Below are 26,042 nucleotides of genomic sequence, written 5' to 3' on the forward strand. Positions count from 1 at the left end.
AAGGGAAAAATGGCATTATATTCAATGTAGAAAGTGAGTGAATGGAACTGTATAATGAAAATCATGCCTATCAAGCTGGAGACATCGTCTATGTTTTTTACCGAAACCCGCATACCCAAGATGTAGCGAATATCCAAGCAGCCGCTGTTGTAAAAAATCCAGACGATTCTAATGAATTATCTTTATTTCTATACGAGAATTACTACCCTCTCTCAAACGAAGTTGCTGTATATGCTACAGAAGCAGAAGCTCAAGAAGCCTACTATTATTACTATGGAGATGTTTCAGAAGGGAGATTGGAATGATTAAACCCTTCACTCCAAAGCTTGTCTATTTTGAACCGGAAGCATTAGAGTATCCATTAGGGAAAGAACTGCTGGAGAAATTCAAGAAGATGGATATAGAGATTCGCTATACCACTTCCCATAATCAAGTTAGAAATCTTCCTGGCGACAATGATTTTCAACGTTACCGAGTGGCAAAGTCAACGCTTGTTGTCGGCATTCGCAAAACACTCAAATTTGATACATCTAAGCCCTCTGCCGAATATGCCATACCTTTTGCTACCGGCTGTATGGGACATTGTCATTATTGCTATTTGCAAACTACAATGGGAAGCAAGCCATACATCCGCACCTATGTAAATGTCGAGGAAATTTTAGAAGCTGCCGATAACTATATGAAAGAACGTGCTCCAGAATTTACACGTTTCGAAGCATCCTGTACATCTGATATCGTTGGAATCGATCATTTAACCCATACGCTTAAACGTGCCATTGAACACTTCGGGGAATCAGAGTACGGCAAACTGCGATTTGTCACAAAATTTCATCATGTTGATCACCTACTTGATGCGAAGCACAATGGAAAAACCCGCTTTCGCTTTAGTGTCAATGCAGATTACGTCATCAAAAACTTCGAGCCCGGGACTTCTCCTTTGGAAAAGAGAATAGAGGCTGCTGGAAAAGTCGCAAGAGCCGGATATCCCCTAGGATTTATCGTGGCACCCATTTACCTCCATGAAGGATGGGAAGAAGGCTATCTGCATATGTTTGAACGCCTAGATGCTGAGCTGCCCCCAGAAGCAAAGAAGGATTTAACATTTGAGTTTATCCAGCACCGCTTTACAAAGCCTGCTAAAAGGGTAATCCAAAAAAATTATCCAATGACTAAATTAGAGCTAGATGAAGAAAAACGCAGGTATAAATGGGGGAAATATGGAATAGGAAAATATATTTATCAAAAAGAAGAAGAAGAAGACATAAAGGATCACCTGCATTCTTATATGAAAAAATTTTTCCCTGATGCTAAACTAGAATATTTTACGTAAAAAAAGAAAAAGGTCTTTTATGTATGAGACCTTTTTCTCCATTGATTATTATTTTTCCGTTAAACTTCTGGTACCGCCTAACAATGGTAGTCTTTGAGTATGCGGTATCTCTACACTTCCAATCGGAAAAGGATTCCGCGATTCTGGACCATGAAAGTCACTACCTCCAGATACAAGAAGATTAAATGCTTCTGCCATTCTCCCCCAATAGTTTTGTTCCTTATCGGAATGTTTGGAATGATATACTTCGATACCATCTAACCCATAATCAATTAACTGTTGAAGCTGAAATTCATGCTTATAGATGCCTGGATGAGCTAGAAATGCAAGACCGCCAGCTTCGTGGATTAGTTTAATGGCATCCTCTGCGGAAAAACTGCCTCTTTCTTCAAAAGCAGCCTTTCCTTTTTTTAAAAGCTGTTCATATGCATCCTTACTGTTCTGAAAATAACCTGCTGATACTAGTTCATCTGCAATATGGGTTCGAACAAGTACACCCTTTCCAACACGAGCAAGGCAATTGTGAAAAGAAATGTCATAGCCAAGATTTCTTAATTTCTCCACTATTCTTTTTCCCCATTGAACTCTATCCTCCACTCTCCAAGAGACATGATCTTTTAATTTAGGATGCTGCGGATCAAATTGATAGCCTAATATATGCAATTCACCTTGAGGACCATCTGTATTAAGTTCAATCCCAGGGATAACCTTTAATGCTTCCTTGCTATAAGATAAAGCTTCTTCATACCCAGTTAATACATCATGATCCGTTATCGCAATAATTTCCAACCCTTTTTTGATACTATCCTCTACTATTTCTCGTGGTGTCCAGAAACCATCAGAATAGATGGAATGTATATGCAAATCCATCATGCTTTTCCCTCCTAGTCTACCTGCTCCCTGCCACCACAGCTCTTTCCTCTACTCCACTATATACCCTCAAGGAAACAGCGTCTCCTGGCAGAAATCGTTTTTCAAAAACAGATCCATACACATTAATTGTCTCTTCCCCCACTTGAACGCTATAATGAATTTCATTCCCTTGAAACTGGGCAAACTGGACGATTCCTGTCATCTCGTCTTGCTCTGCCTGGCCAAGCTTCCATTGTTCAGGACGAACAGGGTAAAGATTTTGGGATTTAATCTCCTTTGAAATTCCGATGTCTTTCCAAGAAACATTAGGAAACTCTGCGGGAATAAACCGATCCTCTCCAATCCACTCTCCTTTGATCAGATTGCTCTTTCCAACAAATGTTGCAACAAATACCGACTGGGGATTATTATAGATACTTTCCGGAGTACCAATCTGCTCGATTCTTCCATTATTCATTACAACAATTCTATCAGCCATCGCCAAAGCTTCTCCTTGATCATGGGTAACATAAATAATGGTCGTTCCCAGCTTCCGGTGAATCCTACTAATCTCTCTTCTCATCTCCATACGGAGTTCCGCATCAAGTGCACTTAATGGTTCATCCATCAAAAGAAGAGACGGCTTTGGAACGATAGCACGAGCAAGAGCAACTCGCTGTTTTTGACCTCCAGAAAGTTCAGCCGGATAGCGTGTTTTCAATTCGGTAAGGCCCACCATTCCTAATGCTTCTCCAACTCTAATCTCCTGCTCCTCTTTACCATTTGTTCTGCCAAACCTATGATGCTTAAGAGGAAAGCGAATATGGTCTTCTACTGTCATATGCGGCCATAACGCAAAGGATTGAAAAACCATACTTATATTCCTTTTCTCAGGTGGAACGAGTTTACTAGAGCTTGCTGCTAACTCATTATCTATCGTAATCGTTCCTTCTGTCGGTTTCATGAACCCTGCCAAAAGCCGTAATAACGTCGTCTTTCCACATCCAGAAGGACCTAGAATAGCGATAAATTCACCATTTAGCAATTCTAAGTTAATATTATTTAAGGCTGTAAAGCTTCCATAGTTCTTTTTTAACCCATCAATACTAATCACTCTTCATCACCTTCTTCTTCCAGATTCTTTCTAATAAAACAAATAGAATGCCCATGATCAATACAGATCCCACAATTAAAGTGGAAAATGCCGTTGAGTAAGTGGTGTATCCAGCTTGCTCAAAACTAAAGATAACAACACCTACCGTTTCAGAACCGCTAGACCATAATAAACTGGACACAGTCAGCTCTGTGAGAGCAGTCAGAAACACAAGAGCAGCGCCGCTTAATATACCAGGCATTAGCAAGGGAAAAAGGATGCTTCTCCATTTTGCTAATGCTTTTGCCCCTGAAATTCTTGCTGCTTCCTCCATAGAAGAATCAATTTGCGAAAAGGCAGTCAGGCTTCCCCGCATCTGTAATACCGTAAAGCGAGTGATATAAGCAATAAGCAAAATCCATATTGTGCCATAAACTCCTGGCTGAAAGCCTGGCACCGGCTGTAGCCACATTAAGATAATCGCTAATGCAAATACCGTTCCTGGCAAAGCATAAGGAATAGTTACAATAATTTCTGAGACCCTCACCAAAACAGATGGCTTTTTAAAACGAAGATAGGCAATAACGGTTCCAATTACCATACAAATCAGCATGGTTACCAAGGCAAGCGTTACGCTATTTCCTATCGCAGCTCCCGTTTTAGCATCCTCAAATAATAGATACGAATAATTTTTTAAGGTAAGATTTTCCCATGAAAGGGATAATCCATATGCCTTGATAAAGGATGTAGAAGCCATAACGACTAATGGTAAAAGTGTCGTGAGCAACAGGAACATCCAGAGCACTATTTCCACTGCATTTCGCCAGCCCCTTGGGAGAAAATACCTTGGCTCTATATCTCGTGCTGCTGTTTCACTTACATTGCTTTTTCTTATAATTGCCCATTGGAGGACTGTCCCAAGTAAAGCAATTACACCAAGAATAACGGAAAGAACAGCAGCTCTTGCAAAGGCAGATGGTCCATATCCAATAATCTGTTCGTAAATATACGTACTCAAAACGCGGATATTTGCTGGTATACCAAGAAAAGCCGGAATGCCAAAATTATCAATATTAGATAAAAAAGCAAGAATACCACCACTCGCAATTCCCGGAAGCGCCATTGGAAAAATTACCTTTCGAAAGACAACTCCCCCAGATGCCCCAGAAGTATTGGCGGCATATTTCAGTTCCCTTGGTATCCTGCGAAATACTTCCACACTCATCAAATAAACAAGGGGATAATGGGAAAGCCCAAGAACAAAAATGATTCCTCCCATACTGTACAAATTAACTGATTGATGGAAAAGAAATTGGATAGGGCCGTTTCCTCCAAAAAACTGTACCCACGCAAGGGTTGAGATATACGATGGTATCAAAAAAGGTAAAAAGATGAGTAATTGCAGCCACTTTTTTGTCCTGATATTCAAGTATGCCATGATAAATGCAAGACCTACTCCTAAAATAAGGGAGAGCAATGTGCTTGCGACCGTAATAATAACAGTGTTTTGAATCGTCTTCCACGTTGCCTTTTCTATCATTACTTCCTGATAAAGTTCCAGACTAATTCCTTCTCCAGAGGAAATGCTCAGCCAGACAAGACGCCAAACAGGAAGTAAAAAGATAAAGACAAGCAGCAGAAATCCAGGAATCCCCCACCACTTACGGGAAAAATAAGAAAAGGAGAGCGGAAATAATGCTTCCTTCTTCCTTTCAGAGCTCTGAATAGATGAGTTCATTATGTCCACTCCTTCATAAAAAGTGTTCTATTCACTAATTACTGTTTCAAATTCTTTCTTATCACCATCTCTGGCACGATATAATTCTTGCACATCAGTAGAAAGGACTTTCATTTCATCAATCGTTTTAAGTCCCTCAGGAGCTTCAATTCCTTTGCGAATTGGTGTATATCCAAGCTCGGCAGCAAGCTTTTGTCCTTGCTCGGATAGAACGAAATCAACAAAGGCCTTTGCTGCCCCTAAATTCTCGGCGTCTTTCATAATTCCTATTGGTTCAGTGATAACTGGCACCCCTTCTTCAGGATAAATTAGCTCCACTGGAGATCCTTCTGCTTTCGCGCGTGTAACTAGATAATCTACAACCATCCCATAGTCTTTTTCTCCACCAGCAACACCCTTAAGTACATCGCCATTCCCTTTTGTAACCGTTACATCATTTGCAGCAATATTTTTGTAAAAGTCCCATCCTAAGTTATCTTGACGAGTGAACACTCCTAAATTATAGGCAGCAGCACCAGAATATAATGGACTTGGCATAATAATTTTTCCTTTTGCTTCTTTAGAAGTAAGGACATTCCAGCTTGTTGGCATTTCTTTTACTTTTTGCGTGTTTACAACTAATCCAGTTGCCATGACCTTCGTTCCATAGTAAGTACGATCTGGATCCACAAGCTCAGCAGGAATTTCAGCAGCTTCTTTTGATTCATATGCTTTGAGCATATCCTCTTCTTTTAAACTTTCAAATGTTACTGCATCTGCTACCAATAGAACATCTGCTTGAATCTTGCCAGCCATTTTTTCCGCTTTAATTTTTGAAATGACTTCCTCTGTTCCGGAACGGAATGTTTCTACCTTTACATCAGGATATTTAGTTTGAAATCCTTCTACTAATTTAGCAGCATCAGCATCGGGCTGTGAGGTATAAAAATGAAGGGATCCCTCTAGCTTCGATTCTGATGAACCTGTATCTTTAGATGCATTACCGGGCTCACTGTTTTCCTTACTGCCACAGCCTGCTGCAAAAACCATCAATATTCCAAACATTAATACAAGCATCCACTTACGCATAATCTATTTCCTCCTCATCTGTACCAGCAATATTTAAATGAGCAAACCAACGTTCAATTTGTTCTTTTTTTCTTCTATGAAATGTTCTAAACTCAATCGGTGATATAGTCACAAAGCCTGTTCTCAACAAGGTGTAATCACTATCTGCATTAAGGTCCTTCATATTGTGAAGCTGATCCTTCAGCCAGTAGTACACTTGTCCATGTGGATCATTCAGTCCAACATATGAATATCTGGCAACATCCATATCCAGAGGGACAATACGTACTCCCTTATAAACTTCCCTTGAAAGGTATGGTAAGTTCACATTAAGAAAAACTCCTTTAGGAATCTTGTTTTGCAGAAGTACTTCCACAATAGGATAAAGCAGCTTTTTTACTTTCTCATAATTGATATCCATATCAGAAAAGGCATTTAATGATACTGCTACAGCTGGAATTCCATAAAGCTGCCCTTCCACCGCTCCAGCCATGGTGCCTGAATAATAAAGATCACGCCCTAAATTTGGTCCAAGATTTATTCCTGAAACAACAAAGTCTGGCGACTCTTTCATCAGCACTTCTATTCCAAGCTTGACGCAATCTGCCGGAGTTCCATTAACAGCCCAGCACCCTTTTACACCAGGAAAAAGCGGTAGTGGTTTTGCTTTTAAAGGAACTCTTAATGTTATCGAATGACTGACAGCACTTCTTTCCTGATCTGGGCAGGACACATAAACATCTGCAAAATGCTGAAGCACTTCAACTAGAGCCTGAAGACCTGGAGCGAAAATACCATCATCGTTTGTTACGAGCACTTTCATTGCGGTACCCCCTTCATCATTTCCAGGCTTTTTAAATAATGAAGATTATGATTCCACCAGTTTAAACTTTCTGATGCATCAAAGCCCTCTACTACAACAGGAAGATCATTTATCGATATGAATTCATTCAGCATATTTCTATCCAGAATACCCATACCAAGAGGAACATGCAGCTGCGCTCGTGAATTGTCACTAACATGAACTTTGTCCACATTTATTAACTGAGCAAAGGCTTGCTGTGGAGTTCCTTCTGAAATATGAGCAACGTCAAAGGTTGTTTTCAGTTCCGGTAAGAAGCTCGCGATTAATCGATTCATTATTTCCGGAGCTGTCACGAATTCCTTTGTCTTTACCTCCATCAATTCTATGCTTAAGGTTTTCTTGTACCGCTTTGCTGTTTCGATTAATGTAAAAATGGATTCCATCATGAAAGCTTCGTATATTTCCTGTTTTATCTGCGGAAGTGTCAACCTCCCCGGATGAAACGTTATCGAGTCTGCCCCTATCTCATCTGCTAACTTAATAGAATTCCGTATCTGCTTTACAGAGCCTTCTCTTATTTCTTTTTCTAAAGAACTAATATTTAAGTCCCAACTCGCTGCATGCATGGTTAGGTTGATAGACTGATCCCGATTCGCTTCACGAATTTTGTTTGGATCTGTACCGTGAAACCACACATGTTCTGCCCAAATTTCTAATCCTGATAACCCGCTCTGCTTAGCAAGCTGGACCACTTGATCTACCGGATAAGCCCAAGCTAGTGTGGAAGCAAAATGCATAAAAGTACCTCACTCCTTTTGATAGACACTATCTATAAAATGTTATTTCCTCTATTAATTTAATTTTAGAAAATAAATATAAAGCTACTTTGGGGAGTATTGTAAAGAAATTATCAATAAATTTTGGATTATTGTAGAAAGAGGGATTGATTTTACAAGAAGAAAGTGAGTTTTTGTAAAAGGAGCGTAAATTATTTACACTAGATTAAAATACACTGCAATTTAAGTGTGGAAAAGAAGCTTAAGTTAGTTTGAAGAAGCAGAGGGATATTCCCAATAGCTAATAAAATTAAGTTTTTCCATTAACAAAAAAATGCTCTCCGAATATGAAGGTCAACTTTAGAACCTCCAATTACTATACAATATGAGACTTTTGTTTCGAAAAATAAAAATATATAGATAAAGTAATTTTTTTTTATTTATGTAGACTTTATATCGTCAAACGATATAATAATTATATACATCGCATGGCGATATAACGCTTAAGGATATATTCATTTTGTTTGGAGGTGATTAAAATATCAGAAGAGAATAACCACGCAGCTTTATCAGAAACAACATACTATATATTACTATCTCTTATGAAGCCTCAACATGGCTATGGTATTATGCAATTTGTAAAAAAGCTTAGTAACAATCGTATAACTTTAGCCCCCGGCACACTTTACGGTGCAATTAAAGCACTATTAGGTAAAGGCTGGATTGAGCTTAATGAAACGGATATTATAAAAAGAAAAAAGGTTTATTTGATAACCGAAATCGGCTATCAAGTAATAGAAGCAGAAATATCAAGATTAAAGGAGCTGTATCAAAACGGATTAGAGATTACTGGAGGCCAGAAAAATGACTAAAAAAATGAAGAGAAGTTTCTTAAAAAATCTTTTTATTAATATAGAAAAAGAAGAGACTTGGTTAAACAATATGTGTGATAAAGGCTATGCACTTCATGATATTTCAGACGGATATTATATTTTTGAACGCTGTAAGCCTGGTACCTATATTTACAGAATAGAATTTCTCCAACAAGAAATTTTTCAAAAAGAAAAGGAGTTCTATCTGGAATTAATGAAAGATTTGAAAGTTGAATCGATAGCATCAATCAAAAGGTGGCACTATTTTAGAAGGGAATCCTCCCTAGGTGAATTTGAAATCTATTCTGATACCGATTCACAAATTGAACATTATAAAAGGGTTAATTTTATTTGGTACATCCTAGCCTTAATCTTTATTTTACCCGGCCTATTTCAAAACATTTTATCAGGAAACATCAGTCAGTTTGATTTCACTTTAAACATTATTTTAATAATCATCGGATTCTTCTTTCTTACTATGGCATTCCCACTTACAAGAAAAATCAACCACTTAAAGAGAAAAAAAACTTTGTATAAATAAGCGTTCTCCAGTAATCTCCCTATAAATAAAGATATCAATATTTGAAGTAAAATAGCCAATTAACCTTTTGTGAAAAAATTGCGATTAAATAAATCTCTAAGAATAGTCAATATTTACTTAGCCGCCACTAAGCAGAAATTGATTATTCTTAGTAACCTCAAATAATGAGCATCCTATTAATTATAAATATTTTATCTTTTAGAATAATTCACTAGCGTCGCATTAAAATAATTAAACACGAATCATTAATCAGAATTTTCTTTAATTATATTTTTCCACAAAAAAATCCTTTATAATGGTTGGCGGTAGTAACCTATCCAAATCCAAAATAAAGGACATATGCATGGATAAGTTTACACGAAAAACATCATTTGAACAATGGGTTTCACCACTTAACCCTTCCTTATTTAAGGAGCTGGTGAAAACCCATCAATTAAATTACTATACAAAGAAGTTACACATGTCTTCCTTTATGAAATTACTTTTGTATACTCAACTCCTGGGAACAGAGAGTTTACGAGCGTTAAGCGATGCTGTATTTTCAGAGGATCTCCAACGTGCAACAGGCCTTGACTCGATTAGTTTCTCCCAATTTGGAAGACGATTACATCAGATTCCAACGACGTTCTTTCAAACGATTTTTCTAGATTTGGTCGCTCAAATTCATGAAAAAACGGATTTTCAAAACAGAAGAAAAACGACAACACCACTGAAAATCATGGATTCAAGTACATTACCCCTGAACTTAACCAACCATAAATGGGCAGAGTTCCGAAAGACAAAATCAGGTGTAAAGCTTCACTTACGCCTTGTTTTCATGGAAAAGGGGTTTTCTTATCCTGATCGTTCGGTCATCACAAATGCCATCGAACAGATGAAATCGTGGTGATTGGGACGACCCAAAATCGTTCAGAAAACGTGTTTCGTCGGCTAAAATTACTTGATACAAAAGGAAACGAGCTAACCTTACTAACCAATCGATTTGATGTAAGTGCAGATGAAATCGCAGAAATCTATAAATCTCGTTGGGCGATTGAACTCTTTTTTAAATGGATGAAACAACATTGGAACATCAAAAAGTTTTACGGTCATAGTGAACAGGCGGTACACAATCAAGTGTATATTGCGATGATTGTGTATGGTTTGAACGTATTGGCGCAGCTGAACACGAATAGCGACCGAAGTTATTTACAGATTAGTCGCTATTTAAAAGCTACTCTATGGAATTCCGCACGCATATGGTTACGTAAAATCAAAGGAAAGAGCGTTCCATAAAGGTTTTTACAGTCGTTGTCGCACAAGTCACAGGTTATAGTAAAAAAATGGATGTGTACTACCTCAGCTTTGGTTTTTCAATTCTTCTTTAAAATGAGAGGAGATGAAAACTGAAAATTCAGAACTCATTTATGCGACGCTAGTGATAAAATTTACACAAAACAGTAAATTATTCCTATTTTCAAAATAATTACGCTATTATTCTTCACTCTTATAGTTTTCACTATAAATAGCAAAGCCTAAGGATATAATCCCTAGAATAACAACTATAATTGGTATTAACGCAAATCCATTATTAATAATTCTATACGTTCCAAACCCTACAAGTAATAGACATGTCAAATAATTCAACATTTTCATCTTCATTATCAAATATCCCTCCTAGGTTCTAGATATTTTCACTACACAATATAATTCTACCATTGTAGACATATGAACAAACGAACCTTTTTTCCTGAAATCTCACATTTTAAGATAAATTAACAATTTTATATTGACAAATATATACATACTATTCAATAATTAACGTGGAATTCTTTGGAAAACAATAAAAAAGGGTGTGTGTAGAATGCAATTAGAAACAGAACAACCCATTTAAAAAAAAGAAAAACCTTCTTTTTTTTAAATGATTAATGCTCCTCTTAAACAATTCAAGTTAATCAGAAAAAATCCTAAGATACTTGTCCCTATAATTCTTTCTCTTATCCTTACTTTATTAAGTTCTATTATCGTTACTATTTCATTAGATATCAGTAAGTTAGCTAGTCAACTACCACAAGATCTAGAGGTAGATGTTGAAAATATGCAGATGTTTATAAAAGTAATAATTGGTATAACTTCCTCATTCGGCATGATATTAGGAACTGCGCTAACTTGGTTTCTCTTATCAGCTGTACAATTAATATTTGCAAAACTAAAAAAATCTAATGTGACTTATAAAACATTTCTTTCTATGAATATACATATAGGTATTATTGGCATCTTAGGAACTATATTAAATGCAATATTAGTTCTAATTCTTGATTAGAACATTACCTTTACAAGTCTATCAGGCATTATCAATCCTTCATCTGATTTATTAAGAGCAATTCTTTCACCTTTTGAGATATTTTTAATTTGGCAATTGATACTCACTGCTATCGGTCTCCAAACTGTGGCCAACCTTTCAAAGGGTTACTCCTGGTCTATAGCAATTGTAATTAATATATTCTTGAGCTTAATAAATATTTTGACAGCAATCCTGCAATGAATCATCAATAATCTAAGAACTGTATTGCAAATTACTCTATCAAAATACTTGTTTTAAATTACAGTAATGTAGCATGAAATAAATGAATTTATACAGCTAATGGATATTCGTCTAACTGATTATATGTAACCTATTTGGATTAAACCTATACTATAAAATAGATTAAAAAAGCTCTATAGATTAGTTATTTGTTTCTTCGGTGTTAACTACAGTTGTTTACAAGTCACATTTTTCAGTATCAAATTCCCGACATATTCCAAATCTAATGAAGTAGGGAAACCATTCTCATGGCTTCTCCCTTATCCAACCGTACGTGCCCTATTAAGGCATGCAGCTTACCCATATATTACAATGTTGTTAATCAAAAGGATGTATTCTAGGCATTTTGCATCTTTTGAAGCTGGTGAGGAGTAAAATACTCTTCACCTTTTCCGTTCCTCCTCTTCCTTTGGGGCATAGAGAACGCTTTTCTGCTTGCTTTAATATTGAAAAATAAATAAATCAGAAATTGTGCTTGTAAATGCGGATTTTGTTCGAGGTTAACGAAACTTATTGATTTCGTTATTCGTATAGGATAGTAAAAATAGCGAATGGTGTTGATAACGATGTTTAAATCTGAATTAGTCAATTTAGTTTTGAAATTTGTTTGTTATGCTCTATTTATGCTTTTTATTCTCTTTAGTGTTGTTGATTATTGGTTAAAAATTGCCTTTGTCGTTCTTATTATCCCTCTATGGGTAATTACGGATGTTATAAAATATAGAAAAAAGAAAGAAAACCATGAATTTTAAAAAATAAAAATGCCTGCTGCCACTGGCTAATCGAGCAATCCGATTCTACCAGGAGTAGAGGCATTTTTTCTAATTTATAGTTTCATTAAACATTGGCCCAATTTCCAACACTCTTAATTTTCTTATATTCAGGCTGCCAAACTGCATCAACCACAGCCTTTGTTACATCCGTAATCTCGGCTCTTGCAATTCCTTCCTCTATAGCCGCTTTTGCGACTTCCACTGCCACATAGATAGATACATCATGTAATTTCTCAATCGAAGGAAGTAACGATGCCCCTGGTTGGTTCGTTTCGCACATCTCGGCTACCGCATTGGCGGCTGCGGCAAACATTCCTTTGGAAATAATTTGCGCTTTTGCAACAATAGCTCCAAGCCCTAAACCCGGGAAGACAAATGCATTATTCGACTGCCCAATTTCATAAGAAACACCATTATATTCTACATCAGCAAACGGACTTCCTGTTGCAATTAATGCTTTTCCGTCCGTCCATTTAATTAAGTTTTCCGGCATTGCCTCAGCAAGATTAGTAGGATTGGACATCGGCATAATGATAGGACGTTCTACATGCTTTGCCATTTCTTTCACGATTTCTTCCGTAAAAGCACCGGCTTGGCCAGAAGTGCCAATTAGGATGGTTGGCTTCACCTTTTTAACTACTTCCATTAAAGAAATGATCCCATCCTCATTTCGATTCCATTGCTTGACTTCTTCTGCTCTTCTTACATAAGGCATTTGAAATTTCAAAACATCTGGTGTTTCATCTGTTAGTAATCCTCGATAGTCAATCGCCCAGAAACGCTCATATGCTTCTTCTTTAGTAAGTCCTTCCAGAGCCATTGTATCAACCATTTGGTCTGCATTGCCGATTCCTGCAGCCCCTGGGCCAAAGACAACGATGCGCTGATCTTTCAATGCACCGCCTGTTACTTTTAATGCAGACATAATCGCTGCAAGCGTTACAGCACCTGTTCCTTGAATGTCATCATTAAAAGTAAGAATTTTGTCCCCATATTTATCCAAAATATTGCGGGCGTTCACATTGCCAAGATCCTCCCAATGAAGTAGTACTTCTGGGAAAAACTTTCTTGCGGTATGAATGAATAAATCAATAAATTGATCATAACGTTCTCCACGAACACGGGCAAACTTATTACCAATATAAATAGGGTCATCAATTAAGGACTGATTATTCGTACCAACATCTAGTACAACCGGCAGAACTCGGCTAGGATCAATACCAGCAGCAGCTGTATATACCGCTAGTTTTCCTATTGCAATATTAATACCACCTACTCCTTGATCTCCAATACCAAGGATACTTTCCGAATCAGTGACAACAATTAAATCTATATCATTTTTGGCTTTTCCTAGATTACGAAACGCCTTTTCCACCCCTTCCAAATGATCAATGGAAAGATATAATCCTTCTGGACGATGGTAGCTATGAGAGTAAGACTGGATAGCATCACCGACAGTCGGTGTATAAACAATCGGCAGCATTTCTGCAAGATGTTCCTTTAAAAGTCGGTAATATAGAACGACATTTCGGTTATATAAGTCATTCAGTAAGCCATTTTTGAAAAGGTTGGTGGTCCGCATTAAATATTGCTCATAGACTCTATTTACTTGTTCATCAAGCGTAAGTACTTGGGGCGGTAACAGACCGTCTAGACCAAGGTCTTCCCTTTCCTCTTTTGTAAAAGCTACTCCTTTATTTAAAAAGGGATTAGAGAGAATTTCTTTTCCTTTTAATGTTGTGATAATTACATTATCTGACACAGTCATTGTGGGTGATCCTTCTTTCTATTTAAAATGATGATCAAAAGATCGCTTTCTTTTGTTCCTATGTTATTACTGTTTGTACTTTCTCACTAGTTTATTTAACTTAAATTCATTATTTTGTAACTAAATAATGCAGTACTCCTTTTTACCTGTCATGCTGCACTCGCCATCGATTTTTTAGTCTTCTTTCTTTGCGACCTTTTAAATACATAGCTAACAATAATCGGACAGATAATGGCAGATACAACACATGCTGCTGCAACTTGAGCAGTAGCTGCTGGGGCTATAGAAGATAAGGTCGGATCTGCGGCTGCAACCACAGCTGGTGTAGCGACAGCATTCCCAGCAGTAGAGCCTGTTGCTAAGCCAACAATTGGATTTTCTTTAAATAATTTCAAAAGAAGATAAGCTCCAATTCCTGTAAATGCGGCTATTAATCCTAGTAATAATCCAGGTCCTCCTGCTTCTACAATGGTTCTAAGATCCATTCCTGCTCCTAATGGGAAAGAAAAGAATGGAATTAATAATAATTTACTGCTACCAAGAAACTTTCTCATGTCCGGATCAATATTTCCCAAAATCATTCCAATCAAAATTGGGATTAAGACACCTACAAGTGCCTGGAAAGGAATGGCTGCAAGTCCGGATGCTCCTAGTGCAACTAGCGTGAAAAATGGTCCGTCTTTTAAAGAAAATAATGCATATGCTCCTACATCTGTTTCATCACCATAGGAAGAAGCAAGCGATGCATATAATCCTCCATTCGCATTTAATAGGGCTGCAAGAATTGCCAATGGTGATAACCCTAATATTCCAGCAGGTCCAAAAAACATGGCGACTGCAATCCCTATCCCTGCCCCTACTATAAATTTACCTGTTAGTAAGATGGCACCCTTTTTGATTGCCTTTGGGGCAAGTTTGAAATTAATTTGTGAACCAATCAGAAACATAAATAAAGCAAGAATGGTGGATGATGCTTCCTTGCTGAATAAAGCTGTTGTAAAATGGCCAATTTCTAAAAATTGCGGAAAAAATGTGTTAGTTAATACCCCTAAAAATAACGGTACAACCATCATACCACCTGGAATTTTATCAAGTGTCTTCTTAATTGGAATATGCATTTTAATCCTCCTAACAAAGTTTTTACTCCCTATCGACTTCATTTGAGCCTTTATCAATACGTTTGAGATTGTTATGCTCAAACTGCTTTTGTTTTTTACAAGTTCATCTTACTCCCCTGTTAAACGCTTTCATAGTTTATGAAAGTTTAATAATTCTTTTTGTAAATAAAAAAAGTAAGCAGCCTTCATACTGCTTACAAAAAGTTTTTTATTCTGTGTTCTTTTAATCGATTATATTCATGTTGATAAACAGGTCTTCCAATCGTTCCATAGATTACCTTAACTTCCAGTATTCCTAAATCTTTTAAGAAATTTAAATACTTTCTAGCAGATACTCTTGATATACCTACTAAGTTCGCAGCATCATCGGTCGAAAAGGGTTCCTCTTTTAATTTTTGAACTGCTTCCCATACTTGTTTTAACGTATCCTTTGTTAATCCCTTCGGCAATTCTTCCACTGTCACAGTTTCTTCTCGATGCAAAAGAAGCGCATCCAACTCTTGTTGACTAATGGAAGCTTGCTTATTGGTAATCCTAGTTTGTTCTAGATAAGTTGTCAGTGCTGTGTTAAATCTTTCAAACTCAAATGGCTTTATTAAATAATCGACTACACCATGTCTTAAAGCCTTCTTAATGCGCTCAAGATCAGAAGCAGCTGAAATCACGATAACATCAATAGCAAGATCATTTTTTCGTAGATAAGCTAATAGCTCCAGTCCAATCTTACCAGGCATAAAAATATCTAAAAGGATAAGCTCTATTTTTTCTTTTTTTAATAAAGAAATCGCATCATCTACTGAATTGGTGGTTGCAGTTAAATGAAACCCATTGATTTGAGAAAGGTATCGTTTATTAATTTCTGCTACCATCGGATCATCTTCCACAATCATCACATTAATCATTTTATTCATCCTCTGCTTTATATGGTATATATACGGCAAAAGTGGTGCCCTTTCCAGGCTTGGACGAAATAATAAGTTCCCCCTCTAGCCTTTCAATCGCCATTGCCAATAAATACAATCCAAATCCCCGATTATTTCCTTTAGTAGAGAAGCCTTTATCTAGCACTTTATTTTGAAGGGCATTCGTCATTCCTATTCCAGTATCTTTCACTTCGATGGTTAAAATTTCTTCTGCATAATCCAAGGTAAGATCTACCTTTTTGTTTATGCTGTCTACCATTGCCTCTATTGCATTATCAAAGATATTTCCGATAATCGTAATTAGTTCATTTGTAATCTCCGGGTCTGCTGGTTTTGGAAGGATATTTTCACAAGCAAAGGAAAGGGAAACGCCTGATTCTCTAGCAAAACTTAGCTTACCAATCAAAAACCCAGCAAGTACAGGATCTTGAACCTTCTTCGTAACAAAGCCTACCTCTGTTTCCCGGTGATTAACCGTTTCACTTACATAATTAGCAAGGGTTTCATATTGTTCCGTACGAACTAAACCAAGGATAACATGGAGTTTATTCATAAACTCATGCGCCTGAGCACGGAGCGCATCCGCATAATTGCGCACCCCTGTCAGCTGCTCAGCTAATTGCTGAACCTCTGTTTTATCACGGAATGTGGCAATAGCCCCAACTACTTGATTTTCTACCACTACAGGAACTCTATTTACCAAAATGGTTACCCCATGCAAGTTCTGCTCTTGATCCAAATCCATTTCACCGGATTTTATAATGCGTGTTAACCGAGTTTCTGGTAAATAATCTTCAATGTTCCTTCCAATAGCATCCTCCCCAATGCCCGCTTTTTGAAAAAGCTTACTAGCTGCCTTGTTCACAAGCGTGATTTTTCCCTCTTGATCAATGGCTATAATGCCTTCACGCACAGACTGCAGCATCGAGCTTCGTTCTTCCAGAAGCTTGGCAATAGCAAAGGGTTCGAGCCCTAACAGAATTTTTTTGAAATATCTCGCCAGCACTACAGCCCCAATTATGCCAATGAGAATTCCTATTAATGTCCCTATTCCAATCCCCATCCGTCCTTTGTGGACAGCTTCTGTTACACTCTTTAAAGAAATTCCTACTGCCACTGCACCAATTTGCTCTTCCTCAGCGTTTTTTATTGGCGTAAATGCCCGCATCGATTTTCCAAGCGTTCCTTTGGAAATAGAAACATATTCCTTTCCATTAAGTACTGGTCCTTCATCCCCTCCACTGAAATGCTTTCCAACTTTACTAGATTCCGGATGGGATAGACGGTTTCCGTTCATATCCATCACCACAACAAAGTTCACATTCGTTTGTGCTTTAATTTTATTGGCAAACACCTGTACATCTTCTGTATTTTCTCTGCCTTCAAGAACTTCTATTACTTGCGGAGTTATCGCCATCATCCTCGCAACATTCAGTGCCTTCTCTTTCTGTGTTTCTTCCACGCTGGAGGTAATACTATTACTGATAATCAAATCCGTAATGCCAAGAGACAATGCAACAACTATACATACAAAAATAATAATGCTAGCTTGTAAACTGAATTTGCCTTTTTTCATATTCTCCTCCAAAGTGTTATAGGGTTAATTGTTTTAGTCATACGTAAATAAAAAACTGCTGCGCTCAAAAAGGGATAGAAGCAGACTCCATTCTCTATCATAAAGGCTATCATTTAATAAAAGAGTTTCTATCTGTTGATATATATGGCCATGAAAACTAAAAAACCTTCCCCTGTTAAGAGAAAGTTTTTTAAATTTATTATATACTTAAATAAGCTATGGGGCCTTTTTGTAATTAAAAAAAGTCCTTCCTTAAAACAAAGAAATGCTGTCATAGGTTGGTTTTGTTTTCATAAAAAATGATAAGTGTTCTTTTAAAAATGCCACATAACGGTCAATCTCTTCTACTGTAGAGTATGGCGAAATAGTGAAAAATTTATGCGCATATACAGGGATTTGCTTGTTTGAATTTGCTGCTTTTACTAGGCACTGCTTTTTTGTATTTCCAAAGAAGATCGTATCTCTTTCAGCACCGATTATTTCTGCAAACGCATCATTAAATTGATTAATTTCAATCATTTCCTCAGCAGTTAAAAGACCGTTCCTTTCTTCTATCCATTTTGGCTCTTCTGGATAAAAACGGAAAGTGGTAATCGGTGAAACCTCATTCGTAATGGCAGCATTCGGGATTTCTTTTGTCAGCGTCTCTCTAAATTTACTATTCACACGAATATAGTTAGCTAGCAGCTTTTGATATCCCTCCACACCAAATGCTAATAACGATGCATAAATTGCTAACGCACTTCCCATTCTCGAACATTCTAATGTATAGCCTGTATGATAGCTGCCGTAACCACGATTGCCAACATAAGGAGTTTCCTCTTCGTCTAAATCAACATACTTAAGACTCTCTCTGTTTTTAACCAAAAATAAACTCGTAATATACGGTGTTTGTCCTAGCTTATGGAAATCAAATACCATACTATCAGCAAGTTTGATCTGTGTAAACTTCTGTTGATAGGATTGCAAAACTTCCTTAACAACTTCTTCCAATTGAAGAGGATTTCTCTCAAAATCATAATCATTAAAAAAGGTATACATTCCTCCCATCGCTGAGTCTGCATGAATATAGAGCGGGCTTAGACAATGTCTGCGTTCTAACTCCTCCGCAAGCTGCTTAATTCCCTTTATATCATCGATTCCAAAGGTATCTGTTGTACCCATTGTTGCCAGAATATAAAGAGGCACCCCACCTTTTGCAATAACCTGTTCTATTTTCTCCTTTAAATCTTCAAGATTCATAGAATGATCTTGGTTCACCTTGACTCGAACCATATTTTCTACCCCAATTCCGGCAGCTTCTACCGATTTATATAAGCTGTAGTGAGATAGCTCCGAACAGAAGCAATAAAGATTTTTCGGAATGCCCATTAGGTTAGAGGAAGGAGCATAACGAGCAATAGCGAGGCGTAAAGAATTGAAAACAGCCCCTTGTCCTCCCCATGTTGTATAGCCCGCACTTAAATTTTCGTCATATCCGATTAATTTAGAAAGCATACTTGTGATTTCCACCTCAGCTGTAGCTGCGGCTGGACCTTCTACATCCCAAAGGTTATTGCCATTTACAAGCACCATGACTAAATTACCTATGATACTAGCAATATTCGGCAAAGGTGCTGCATTTGCCACATAATTACGATTGACATAGCGATGACCTTCTACCAATTTTAGAAGCTCCTTGATTACTTCATTGATCGACACACCTGCTTGAGGAACATTCGCATTTTGAATCACACGATTATAATAATCCTCTGTGTACTCTGGCATTTCTCCAAGTGTTAATTTGTCAGGATCCTTTAATTCATCTATTTTTGTTAAAATTGTCTTAAAGTAGGACAGCAATTCCTCTCGTTGAAAGTCATTTCCGTCCATGCTAGGAAACAATTCTTGTATTTCCTTCATTATTTGACCTCCTGAATGCTTCTTATTATTTAACAAAGTAATAATCAACCTGATAGGCCTGCTGCGTCTAAGATAACGATAATTATGACAATAGGAACAATGTATTTCAACAGGACGTAAAAAATACATATTCTTACCCTGCCAATCCTATTTTTGCTCTCCATTGCTCTTGTTGTGACATAATTACTCCCTTTCCACTTTTGCAGCATATACTCCCTTCTGCTAGAGACAAAAGTCCAAATAAAAAAGTCCACACGAAAGAGGACATAAAAAAGCAATATATTGCTTATTAGCAAATATCCAGCCTTTTTTGGCAACCCGGCTGCCATGGAAATTGGCCCGCAGCTTTGCGTCCTCATGTTTCAATGAGTTTGCTATTTTCAAAGGAATATAACAAAATACTGTTATTGACGTTAAAAGTGGAATGAAAGTAAAAGCTTCTCACAAGTTTGATTACCGATGAGAAGCTTTTTTTCTAGCTTAAACCGCTACACTAACATCACCTTCAGCATGTGGGTTTTGTGCTGATTCTTGATTCCACGTAGATAATAGTTTATCCACATCATTTTTCAATTCTAAAAGATTTTCGGCTTCTTGTACTAAATTTTGAATTGTTTGTAATTCATCATCGCTGATTTCGATTAATTCCTCAAACATTTCAACCGATTCCCGTGAGATAGAAGCTATCTGTACAATTGTTGCCATGATTTGTTGAGAAGCAGACGATAATTCTTCTGTACTTGCAGAAGAATTTTCATTATTTTCCGCAATAACCTTTGTCGTAGACAAAATCTGTTCAAACATTGTTCCAACCTCTAGAATGTTCGTATTTGTCTCTTTGAATTCTTCTGTGCCCTGCTGCATTGATTTGACAACTATATTCGTTTCTTCTTGAATATTTTTCACAATATTGGATACTTCTGAAGAGGACTGACGGGACTGTTCAGCCAATTTTCGTACTTCGTCTGCTACAACAGCGAATCCCTTACCGTGTTCACCAGCCCGAGCTGCTTCTATTGCTGCGTTCAATGCCAATAGATTAATTTGTTCAGAAATCCCTGTAATTACTTTTACGATTGTACCAATTTCTTTAGACTTTTCACCAAGATTATTTATCGCATGAAAAGTCGTATTGATTGTTTGGTTAAATTGCTTCATTTTCACTAAAGAGTCCTTTAACTTTTCGTCTCCCTCTTGCGTTAATTCTAACGTAGTATTGGACTGTTCAGAAATTTGATTGGATCTTATGGACAAATCTTCAATCGCCTGAGCCATTTCCTCCATTGAAAGGGCGCTTTCCTCTGTAGCGACTAATTGTTTCTGCAAACCTCTGCCAACCTCATCAATTGCAGCTCTTACAATGTCCGCCTTTTCCATCGCATATTCACCGATCTCCGTTAAACTTTCTCCCTTTTTATGTACGTTTTTGGAAAAAGAAAAGAACTTTCCCCTCACATGCTCTAAAAATTCAATTACTTGATTAAAGGTAGCATGATAAGAACTTGCTCCTTCTACTTTGCTGCTCATATTACCTGCCGCTATTTCTTTCATCCCGTTCATTATTTCTTTATTAATATGAGGATGGTTTTTCAATGTAAAATATCGATAAGCAAAATACACGGTGGTAACCAATAAGATAACAATAATACCTAGCAATATAGCCTCCATAATAAATAACTCTCCTATTTATATATTTGTTTAGACATTTGAAATTTTAAAGTTCTTTCATAATGATATATGTGCCGTCAGCGATTGTTGCAGGAATATCTTTTAATCTACTATTTTCTTGATATCTATGAACAATATAATTTCCTTTAACATCTTTATATTTTTTCATATTGTGATATTTTTCCATTACACGTATAGACTTAGGATTAGTTGCTTCTCCTACAACAGCCTTTAATCCCTGTTCAGATGCTTTCGTTATTAATTTATTTCCTAATTGCTTAATAATTTCGTGACGCTCGTGTTCAGCAGTTACTCCTAACATAAATAAATGAAGTATCTCGCCATCCTGCAGTTCTTTTCCAGTACGCTGCTTATAATCTTCCATAAAGCGTTTATCTACATCTTCAAGAACATGTAGAATAACATTCATATCTAAAAAGGTGCCTTCAAATACATCTTCCCCAATAATCTCTGGCGCATTAGTATCTCCAGCAAGAACACCAACAACCTTTTGATTATTATCTATAGCGACTGCACAATATCCCTGCTCCACAGTAGCATCTATATAATCTTTCGTGAACTGATAGAAATCATCATAGCCTATATTTAATTGTCCAACCATTGGCTCTTGAACCCATTTCCCAGCTATATCCACTCCAATAAATGAGCTCGCAAGACAGTCAGCAGCCTTTTCGATTAGTTCCGTTTGTTCCTTTGTTATAATTTCATATTTATACGACATTTCTACCTTTTTCACTTCATAACTCCCCTTCAAATCCGATTAAAAACAGCCTTCTATTTACAACCTGGCATTACTTAGAATGAGATGCACGATCAATAAATGTACCTGCAAAATCAATTCTTTCTAGGGCATTTCTAATTTGCACTTGGGCAATTTTAGACGAAGGCTTAATTACAAGAACATCCTTAAAACCTAAGCTAGAGTAAAATTGCATTGTTTGTTCTAACTGAGGTACCACCTTTGATGGAACGGGCGTTTGATGAGTACCATCCACGACAAAAGTATAGTCTTTTTTGGATACTTTACTTATCGTATCCTGTAAATCAACCATATACCCCTCTGCGTCTTCCTCTCTCATCAATCCATGTACCTGTACACGTACTTCTTTTGAGTTTTCATCTATTTCCATTTTGTACTTCTTTTTGTCTACAACAATCATCTCGAATCTCCTTTTCTATAAGTTTGTTTAGTTTATATTTTTTATTGTTCTCCCACGAATCCAAAGCAAAAATAAATAGCTATCCTAATACATAAATAGGGATAGCCAAATAATTGCTTAAAGTATACCTGGCAACCCGACTATCATTATCTAGGATGATTTTAGACTCGTAGCTTTGCGTCCTTACCTTTCGATAAGTTTGCTTTTTTCAATTTCAGGAAAACAATAGTTCTAATAGCATATATACATATTACTATTCCATTATAAGGAACTTGTCATTTTTTGTCGATACCAGGATTTTCTCTTCACATAAAAGAAACAAAAAATAGGTCTAATTACCTTATAATTTCCAAACGATAATATTTGAAAATTCTCTCTCCTTGCGTATATAGTTAAAATGTATAAAAAACCCAATAAAGGAGTGAAGTTATGGGATTGAAAAGGAATTGGGCAGGTAATTATCAATATAGCACGACGAACTGGCACGAACCAGAATCAGTGGAGGAAATTCAACAATTAGTTTTAAAATTAAAAAAGCTTCGTGTAATTGGAACTCGCCACTCATTTAATAACATCGCAGATTCAGACGAGAATATCGTCTCTTTGCAAAAACTGAATAAAGTTATTGCTATTAATAGGGAAGAAAAAACAGTAACTGTAGAAGCAGGAATGAAGTATGGAGATCTATGCCAAGTGCTTCAGCAGCATGGCTATGCCTTACATAATCTTGCATCCCTACCACACATTTCGATTGCTGGAGCTTGTGCCACAGCAACACATGGTTCAGGTAATCGCAATCAAAATTTAGCTGCTGCAGTTTCCGCTATGGAAGTCGTTACAGCGGACGGTAGTATCATAACTTTTTCAAGAGAAAAGTCAGAAGAGGAATTACATGGTGCAGTCGTTGGATTAGGAGGAATTGGTATTGTTACAAAACTAACCTTAGCTATTCATCCAAGTCATCAAATGCGGCAAGATGTTTATGAAAATCTTCCATTCGCTCAAATAGCTGATCATTTTGATATCATTTCTTCCAGTGCTTATAGTGTCAGTCTGTTTACAGATTGGCAGAACGAAACATTTAATCAAGTGTGGTTAAAGAGCAAGCTGACAAATGACCAGACTTTTTCACTAGGTGATGACTTTTACGGAGCAAAAGCAGCCAAAGAAAATCTTCATCCAGTACGAGGAGTCGCTGCAACTAATTGCACGGCACAGCTCGGTGTTCCAGGAGATTGGCTTGACCGCATGCCACATTTCCGAATGGACTTCACTCCAAGTAAGGGACAAGAGCTGCAAAGTGAATATATTTTCCCGCGAGAACATGCTTATAACGCTCTTTGTGCCCTTAGTGACATTCGTGAATACATTGCACCCCTTTTATTTATTTCTGAAGTGCGGACAATTGCGAAGGACGAACTTTGGTTAAGTCCATCCTATAAACAGGATTCCGTCGCTATTCATTTTACTTGGCAAGATAAGTGGAAAGAAGTTCAGCAAGTACTCCCGCTAATCGAATCCAAGCTCGAGCCTTTTCAAGCAAAGCCACATTGGGGGAAGCTATTTACTACTGCCCCTTCCAAAATACAATCGCTATATGAAAAAATGCCCGCATTCCAGCATTTACTTATGAAGTATGACCCACAAGGTAAGTTCCGCAATACTTTTATGAATAGGTATATTTTTAACGAACAGAATTGAATCCGTTTACAATAAAATGTCGCTAGGCTGCTTCTAAACTAAAAAGCAATGGATGCTTAATCTATTGCCCCCATTGCTTTTTAGAAAATATAATTTTTTTCACATCCTAAATCTCAATAATAATTGGAAGAATCATCGGCTTTCTCTTTGTTTGATTAAATAAATACTGGCCAACTGATTTTTTAATATTTTGTTTCATTACATTCCATTTATGAATATTCTCTGATTGCAAGTCATTGACAGTCTTTTTGACCAAACGGTTTACTTCCTTCAGTAATTCATCCGAGTTACGGGCATAAACAAATCCCCTCGTAATCGTATCTGGGCCAGAAATAATCTTCCTGTCGCCCTTGCTGATGGTGATAATAACAACAAGCATCCCATCTTCCGATAACTGCTTTCGATCTCTTAACACAATATCGCCAACATCCCCAACACCCATCCCATCTACATATGTGTCTCCTGCTGGGACAAAGCGTGTTTGACGGGCTACTCCATTTTTGATATCGACAACTTCTCCATTTTTAATAATAAAAGTATTCTCTTTTTCCACTCCCACTGATTCTGCTAATATTCGATGATGGTAGAGCATACGAGATTCTCCATGAATGGGAATGAAGTAGGTTGGTTTCATTAAGGTTAACATTAGCTTTAAATCTTCTTGATAACCATGACCGGAAACGTGCATACCGGTTGTACTGCCAGAACCATAAATTACTTTTGCCCCAAGTTGAAATAAATTATCTATGATTTTAGAGACGTCTTTTTCATTTCCAGGGATTGGAGATGCTGCTAGAATCACGGTATCCCCCGGATATATTGTGACATCGCGGAAGTTCCCACTTGCTAAACGTGACAAAGCAGCCATTGGTTCTCCTTGACTACCTGTACAGAGAATGGCAACTTTTTCTACTGGCAGTTGATCTACTTGACTGACATCAATTAACATTCCCTCCGGCATATGAAGATAGCCACGTTCTATAGCAACGTTCACCACATTTACCATACTGCGGCCAAGCAATGCTAATTTACGATTCGTTTTTATAGCAGACTCTACTACTTGTTGTATTCTATTAACATTCGAAGCAAATGTCGAAATGAAAATTTTCCCATCTGCTTTCATAAAGGCTTCATCTAAATGAGAACCAACCATTTGTTCAGAAGGAGTTAACCCCTTTCGTTCTGCATTTGTGCTCTCTGATATTAATGCTAAAACTCCCTGCTGCCCGATTTCCGCCATTTTATGTATATCAGCATATTGGTTATTAGCCGGGGTTAAATCAAATTTAAAGTCACCTGTGTGAACAATATTTCCTTCTGGGGTGTGGAAAACAACTCCAAGACAGTCTGGGATGCTGTGACTTACCTTAAAAAAGGAAACTTGCACTTCTCCAAACTCTAGCTTGGAGCTAGAATCAATAGTTATTAATTTTGTCTCTCCGTTTAGCTTATGCTCATTGATTTTAAGCTCTATTAAACCTAAGGTAAATCTTGTAGCATAAATAGGAATGCTTAATTTCCTTAGAATATAGGGGATTCCACCAATATGGTCTTCATGACCATGGGTAACGATTAAAGCTTTTATTTTATCTTGATTCTCCTCCAAATAGGTTATATCTGGAATTATTAAATCAATACCCAATAAGCTTTCATCAGGAAATTTCCCTCCACAATCAATAACAAAAATTTCATCCTGATATTGAACGACATACATATTTTTTCCGATTTCATTTATTCCGCCTAATGCAAAAAACGACAAAGCATTCTCATCCACTTTCATTATTCTCCTCCTTATCGCACTAAATATTGTTATTA

General features: G+C 37.1%; 24 protein-coding genes, 1 pseudogene and 2 riboswitches. Of the genes and pseudogenes, 9 read left to right on the forward strand and 16 right to left on the reverse strand.

Annotation, left to right across the window (positions count from 1 at the left end; all coding sequences use genetic code 11):
• The first annotated feature begins 41 nt into the window (after positions 1-41).
• Entirely contained in the window at positions 42-305 is a 264-nt protein-coding gene (locus NSQ89_RS20215; RefSeq protein ID WP_016204006.1) for a transcriptional regulator SplA, read from the forward strand.
• Positions 302-1,330: a spore photoproduct lyase gene (gene splB / locus NSQ89_RS20220; protein ID WP_047943361.1), complete on the forward strand. Its 1,029-nt coding sequence runs from the start codon at positions 302-304 to the stop codon at positions 1,328-1,330. Before NSQ89_RS20215 ends, splB begins: the two co-directional genes overlap by 4 nt.
• Before the next feature lie 48 nt (positions 1,331-1,378).
• Here splB and NSQ89_RS20225 read toward each other — a convergent pair whose 3' ends face one another.
• The 6 genes from NSQ89_RS20225 to NSQ89_RS20250 are packed head-to-tail and all read right to left on the reverse strand — an operon-like array spanning position 1,379 to position 7,662.
• A complete protein-coding gene (locus NSQ89_RS20225) occupies positions 1,379-2,203 on the reverse strand; it encodes a PHP domain-containing protein (RefSeq protein WP_144546411.1) in 825 nt (274 codons plus the stop codon).
• Positions 2,204-2,219: 16 nt separating this feature from the next.
• The gene (locus NSQ89_RS20230) at positions 2,220-3,296 is read right to left on the reverse strand and encodes an ABC transporter ATP-binding protein (protein WP_328283232.1); all 1,077 of its coding nucleotides are present in this window, start codon (positions 3,294-3,296) and stop codon (positions 2,220-2,222) included.
• Positions 3,289-5,013, reverse strand: a complete 1,725-nt coding sequence (locus NSQ89_RS20235; RefSeq protein ID WP_061801096.1) for an ABC transporter permease — start codon at positions 5,011-5,013, stop codon at positions 3,289-3,291. Before NSQ89_RS20235 ends, NSQ89_RS20230 begins: the two co-directional genes overlap by 8 nt.
• A gap of 27 nt (positions 5,014-5,040) precedes the next feature.
• A complete protein-coding gene (locus NSQ89_RS20240) occupies positions 5,041-6,081 on the reverse strand; it encodes an ABC transporter substrate-binding protein (protein WP_328283234.1) in 1,041 nt (346 codons plus the stop codon).
• Positions 6,074-6,883 (reverse strand): 5'/3'-nucleotidase SurE, encoded by an 810-nt coding sequence (gene surE / locus NSQ89_RS20245; protein WP_251689532.1) that lies wholly within the window; start codon positions 6,881-6,883, stop codon positions 6,074-6,076. The genes NSQ89_RS20240 and surE overlap by 8 nt, the downstream gene beginning before the upstream one ends.
• Positions 6,880-7,662, reverse strand: coding sequence for a sugar phosphate isomerase/epimerase family protein (locus tag NSQ89_RS20250; RefSeq protein WP_341133201.1), 783 nt, complete (start codon positions 7,660-7,662; stop codon positions 6,880-6,882). Before NSQ89_RS20250 ends, surE begins: the two co-directional genes overlap by 4 nt.
• A 509-nt stretch (positions 7,663-8,171) precedes the next feature.
• Between NSQ89_RS20250 and NSQ89_RS20255 the strand changes: the two genes are divergently transcribed.
• The 4 genes and pseudogenes from NSQ89_RS20255 to NSQ89_RS25430 all read left to right on the forward strand — a co-directional run.
• Entirely contained in the window at positions 8,172-8,513 is a 342-nt protein-coding gene (locus NSQ89_RS20255) for a PadR family transcriptional regulator (protein WP_341133432.1), read from the forward strand.
• Positions 8,506-9,054 carry a DUF2812 domain-containing protein gene (locus NSQ89_RS20260; RefSeq protein WP_341133202.1) on the forward strand — a complete coding sequence of 183 codons (549 nt, stop codon included), beginning with the start codon at positions 8,506-8,508 and terminating at the stop codon, positions 9,052-9,054. The genes NSQ89_RS20255 and NSQ89_RS20260 overlap by 8 nt, the downstream gene beginning before the upstream one ends.
• A gap of 343 nt (positions 9,055-9,397) precedes the next feature.
• Positions 9,398-9,943 carry a DUF4372 domain-containing protein gene (locus NSQ89_RS25425; RefSeq protein ID WP_445668973.1) on the forward strand — a complete coding sequence of 182 codons (546 nt, stop codon included), beginning with the start codon at positions 9,398-9,400 and terminating at the stop codon, positions 9,941-9,943.
• A 74-nt stretch (positions 9,944-10,017) separates the two neighbouring features.
• Positions 10,018-10,177: pseudogene (locus NSQ89_RS25430) on the forward strand (transposase); the annotation flags it as partial.
• Between the two features lie 350 nt (positions 10,178-10,527).
• Here the strand turns inward: NSQ89_RS25430 and NSQ89_RS20270 are convergent.
• On the reverse strand, positions 10,528-10,695 hold the full coding sequence (locus NSQ89_RS20270) for a hypothetical protein (RefSeq protein WP_341133203.1): 168 nt from the start codon (positions 10,693-10,695) through the stop codon (positions 10,528-10,530).
• A 259-nt stretch (positions 10,696-10,954) separates the two neighbouring features.
• Between NSQ89_RS20270 and NSQ89_RS25435 the strand changes: the two genes are divergently transcribed.
• Together NSQ89_RS25435 and NSQ89_RS20275 are read left to right on the forward strand one after the other, a co-directional pair.
• On the forward strand, positions 10,955-11,356 hold the full coding sequence (locus NSQ89_RS25435) for a YIP1 family protein (RefSeq protein ID WP_445668974.1): 402 nt from the start codon (positions 10,955-10,957) through the stop codon (positions 11,354-11,356).
• 827 nt (positions 11,357-12,183) lie between these two features.
• Positions 12,184-12,369 (forward strand): hypothetical protein, encoded by a 186-nt coding sequence (locus tag NSQ89_RS20275; protein WP_061801099.1) that lies wholly within the window; start codon positions 12,184-12,186, stop codon positions 12,367-12,369.
• An 85-nt stretch (positions 12,370-12,454) separates the two neighbouring features.
• Here the strand turns inward: NSQ89_RS20275 and NSQ89_RS20280 are convergent, their stop codons facing one another.
• The 8 genes from NSQ89_RS20280 to NSQ89_RS20315 all read right to left on the reverse strand — a co-directional run bounded on the left by NSQ89_RS20280 (position 12,455) and on the right by NSQ89_RS20315 (position 22,526).
• Positions 12,455-14,158: an NAD-dependent malic enzyme gene (locus NSQ89_RS20280; protein ID WP_341133204.1), complete on the reverse strand. Its 1,704-nt coding sequence runs from the start codon at positions 14,156-14,158 to the stop codon at positions 12,455-12,457.
• 149 nt (positions 14,159-14,307) lie between these two features.
• Positions 14,308-15,276 carry a 2-keto-3-deoxygluconate permease gene (locus NSQ89_RS20285; RefSeq protein ID WP_047943353.1) on the reverse strand — a complete coding sequence of 323 codons (969 nt, stop codon included), beginning with the start codon at positions 15,274-15,276 and terminating at the stop codon, positions 14,308-14,310.
• A gap of 194 nt (positions 15,277-15,470) precedes the next feature.
• Positions 15,471-16,178 carry a response regulator gene (locus tag NSQ89_RS20290; protein ID WP_095259355.1) on the reverse strand — a complete coding sequence of 236 codons (708 nt, stop codon included), beginning with the start codon at positions 16,176-16,178 and terminating at the stop codon, positions 15,471-15,473.
• 1 nt (position 16,179) lies between these two features.
• A complete protein-coding gene (gene dcuS / locus NSQ89_RS20295; RefSeq protein WP_047943351.1) occupies positions 16,180-17,775 on the reverse strand; it encodes a DcuS/MalK family sensor histidine kinase in 1,596 nt (531 codons plus the stop codon).
• A 252-nt stretch (positions 17,776-18,027) separates the two neighbouring features.
• Positions 18,028-19,677, reverse strand: a complete 1,650-nt coding sequence (locus tag NSQ89_RS20300) for a pyridoxal phosphate-dependent decarboxylase family protein (protein ID WP_341133205.1) — start codon at positions 19,675-19,677, stop codon at positions 18,028-18,030.
• Positions 19,678-19,986: 309 nt separating this feature from the next.
• A riboswitch (cyclic di-GMP riboswitch) is annotated at positions 19,987-20,063 on the reverse strand.
• A 94-nt stretch (positions 20,064-20,157) separates the two neighbouring features.
• Complete coding sequence (locus tag NSQ89_RS20305) at positions 20,158-21,345, reverse strand: methyl-accepting chemotaxis protein (RefSeq protein ID WP_047943349.1); 1,188 nt, start codon at positions 21,343-21,345, stop codon at positions 20,158-20,160.
• Positions 21,346-21,391: 46 nt separating this feature from the next.
• Positions 21,392-22,102, reverse strand: coding sequence for a hypothetical protein (locus tag NSQ89_RS20310; RefSeq protein WP_235850145.1), 711 nt, complete (start codon positions 22,100-22,102; stop codon positions 21,392-21,394).
• A gap of 55 nt (positions 22,103-22,157) precedes the next feature.
• A complete protein-coding gene (locus NSQ89_RS20315; protein ID WP_047943348.1) occupies positions 22,158-22,526 on the reverse strand; it encodes a hypothetical protein in 369 nt (122 codons plus the stop codon).
• Positions 22,527-22,653: 127 nt separating this feature from the next.
• Positions 22,654-22,740, reverse strand: a riboswitch (cyclic di-GMP riboswitch).
• Positions 22,741-22,955: 215 nt separating this feature from the next.
• Between NSQ89_RS20315 and NSQ89_RS20320 the strand changes: the two genes are divergently transcribed.
• On the forward strand, positions 22,956-24,227 hold the full coding sequence (locus NSQ89_RS20320) for an FAD-binding protein (protein ID WP_095259358.1): 1,272 nt from the start codon (positions 22,956-22,958) through the stop codon (positions 24,225-24,227).
• Between the two features lie 106 nt (positions 24,228-24,333).
• On the opposite strand, the gene NSQ89_RS20325 is transcribed toward NSQ89_RS20320, so the two are convergent.
• Entirely contained in the window at positions 24,334-26,007 is a 1,674-nt protein-coding gene (locus tag NSQ89_RS20325; protein WP_047943346.1) for a ribonuclease J, read from the reverse strand.
• Positions 26,008-26,042 lie beyond the last annotated feature (35 nt).

This window comes from Niallia sp. FSL R7-0648, from assembly GCF_038007005.1.
GTDB classification, from domain to species: domain Bacteria; phylum Bacillota; class Bacilli; order Bacillales; family Cytobacillaceae; genus Niallia; species Niallia circulans.

Coding starts and splice junctions, on each gene's coding strand:
- NSQ89_RS20215 (WP_016204006.1), top strand. CDS start 42: ATGGAACTGTATAATGAAAATCATGCCTATCAAGCTGGAGACATCGTC.
- splB (WP_047943361.1), top strand. CDS start 302: ATGATTAAACCCTTCACTCCAAAGCTTGTCTATTTTGAACCGGAAGCA.
- NSQ89_RS20225 (WP_144546411.1), bottom strand. CDS start 2,203: ATGATGGATTTGCATATACATTCCATCTATTCTGATGGTTTCTGGACA.
- NSQ89_RS20235 (WP_061801096.1), bottom strand. CDS start 5,013: ATGAACTCATCTATTCAGAGCTCTGAAAGGAAGAAGGAAGCATTATTT.
- NSQ89_RS20240 (WP_328283234.1), bottom strand. CDS start 6,081: ATGCGTAAGTGGATGCTTGTATTAATGTTTGGAATATTGATGGTTTTT.
- surE (WP_251689532.1), bottom strand. CDS start 6,883: ATGAAAGTGCTCGTAACAAACGATGATGGTATTTTCGCTCCAGGTCTT.
- NSQ89_RS20250 (WP_341133201.1), bottom strand. CDS start 7,662: ATGCATTTTGCTTCCACACTAGCTTGGGCTTATCCGGTAGATCAAGTG.
- NSQ89_RS20260 (WP_341133202.1), top strand. CDS start 8,506: ATGACTAAAAAAATGAAGAGAAGTTTCTTAAAAAATCTTTTTATTAAT.
- NSQ89_RS25425 (WP_445668973.1), top strand. CDS start 9,398: ATGGATAAGTTTACACGAAAAACATCATTTGAACAATGGGTTTCACCA.
- NSQ89_RS20270 (WP_341133203.1), bottom strand. CDS start 10,695: ATGAAGATGAAAATGTTGAATTATTTGACATGTCTATTACTTGTAGGG.
- NSQ89_RS25435 (WP_445668974.1), top strand. CDS start 10,955: ATGATTAATGCTCCTCTTAAACAATTCAAGTTAATCAGAAAAAATCCT.
- NSQ89_RS20275 (WP_061801099.1), top strand. CDS start 12,184: ATGTTTAAATCTGAATTAGTCAATTTAGTTTTGAAATTTGTTTGTTAT.
- NSQ89_RS20280 (WP_341133204.1), bottom strand. CDS start 14,158: ATGACTGTGTCAGATAATGTAATTATCACAACATTAAAAGGAAAAGAA.
- NSQ89_RS20285 (WP_047943353.1), bottom strand. CDS start 15,276: ATGCATATTCCAATTAAGAAGACACTTGATAAAATTCCAGGTGGTATG.
- NSQ89_RS20290 (WP_095259355.1), bottom strand. CDS start 16,178: ATGATTAATGTGATGATTGTGGAAGATGATCCGATGGTAGCAGAAATT.
- dcuS (WP_047943351.1), bottom strand. CDS start 17,775: ATGAAAAAAGGCAAATTCAGTTTACAAGCTAGCATTATTATTTTTGTA.
- NSQ89_RS20300 (WP_341133205.1), bottom strand. CDS start 19,677: ATGAAGGAAATACAAGAATTGTTTCCTAGCATGGACGGAAATGACTTT.
- NSQ89_RS20305 (WP_047943349.1), bottom strand. CDS start 21,345: ATGGAGGCTATATTGCTAGGTATTATTGTTATCTTATTGGTTACCACC.
- NSQ89_RS20315 (WP_047943348.1), bottom strand. CDS start 22,526: ATGATTGTTGTAGACAAAAAGAAGTACAAAATGGAAATAGATGAAAAC.
- NSQ89_RS20320 (WP_095259358.1), top strand. CDS start 22,956: ATGGGATTGAAAAGGAATTGGGCAGGTAATTATCAATATAGCACGACG.
- NSQ89_RS20325 (WP_047943346.1), bottom strand. CDS start 26,007: ATGAAAGTGGATGAGAATGCTTTGTCGTTTTTTGCATTAGGCGGAATA.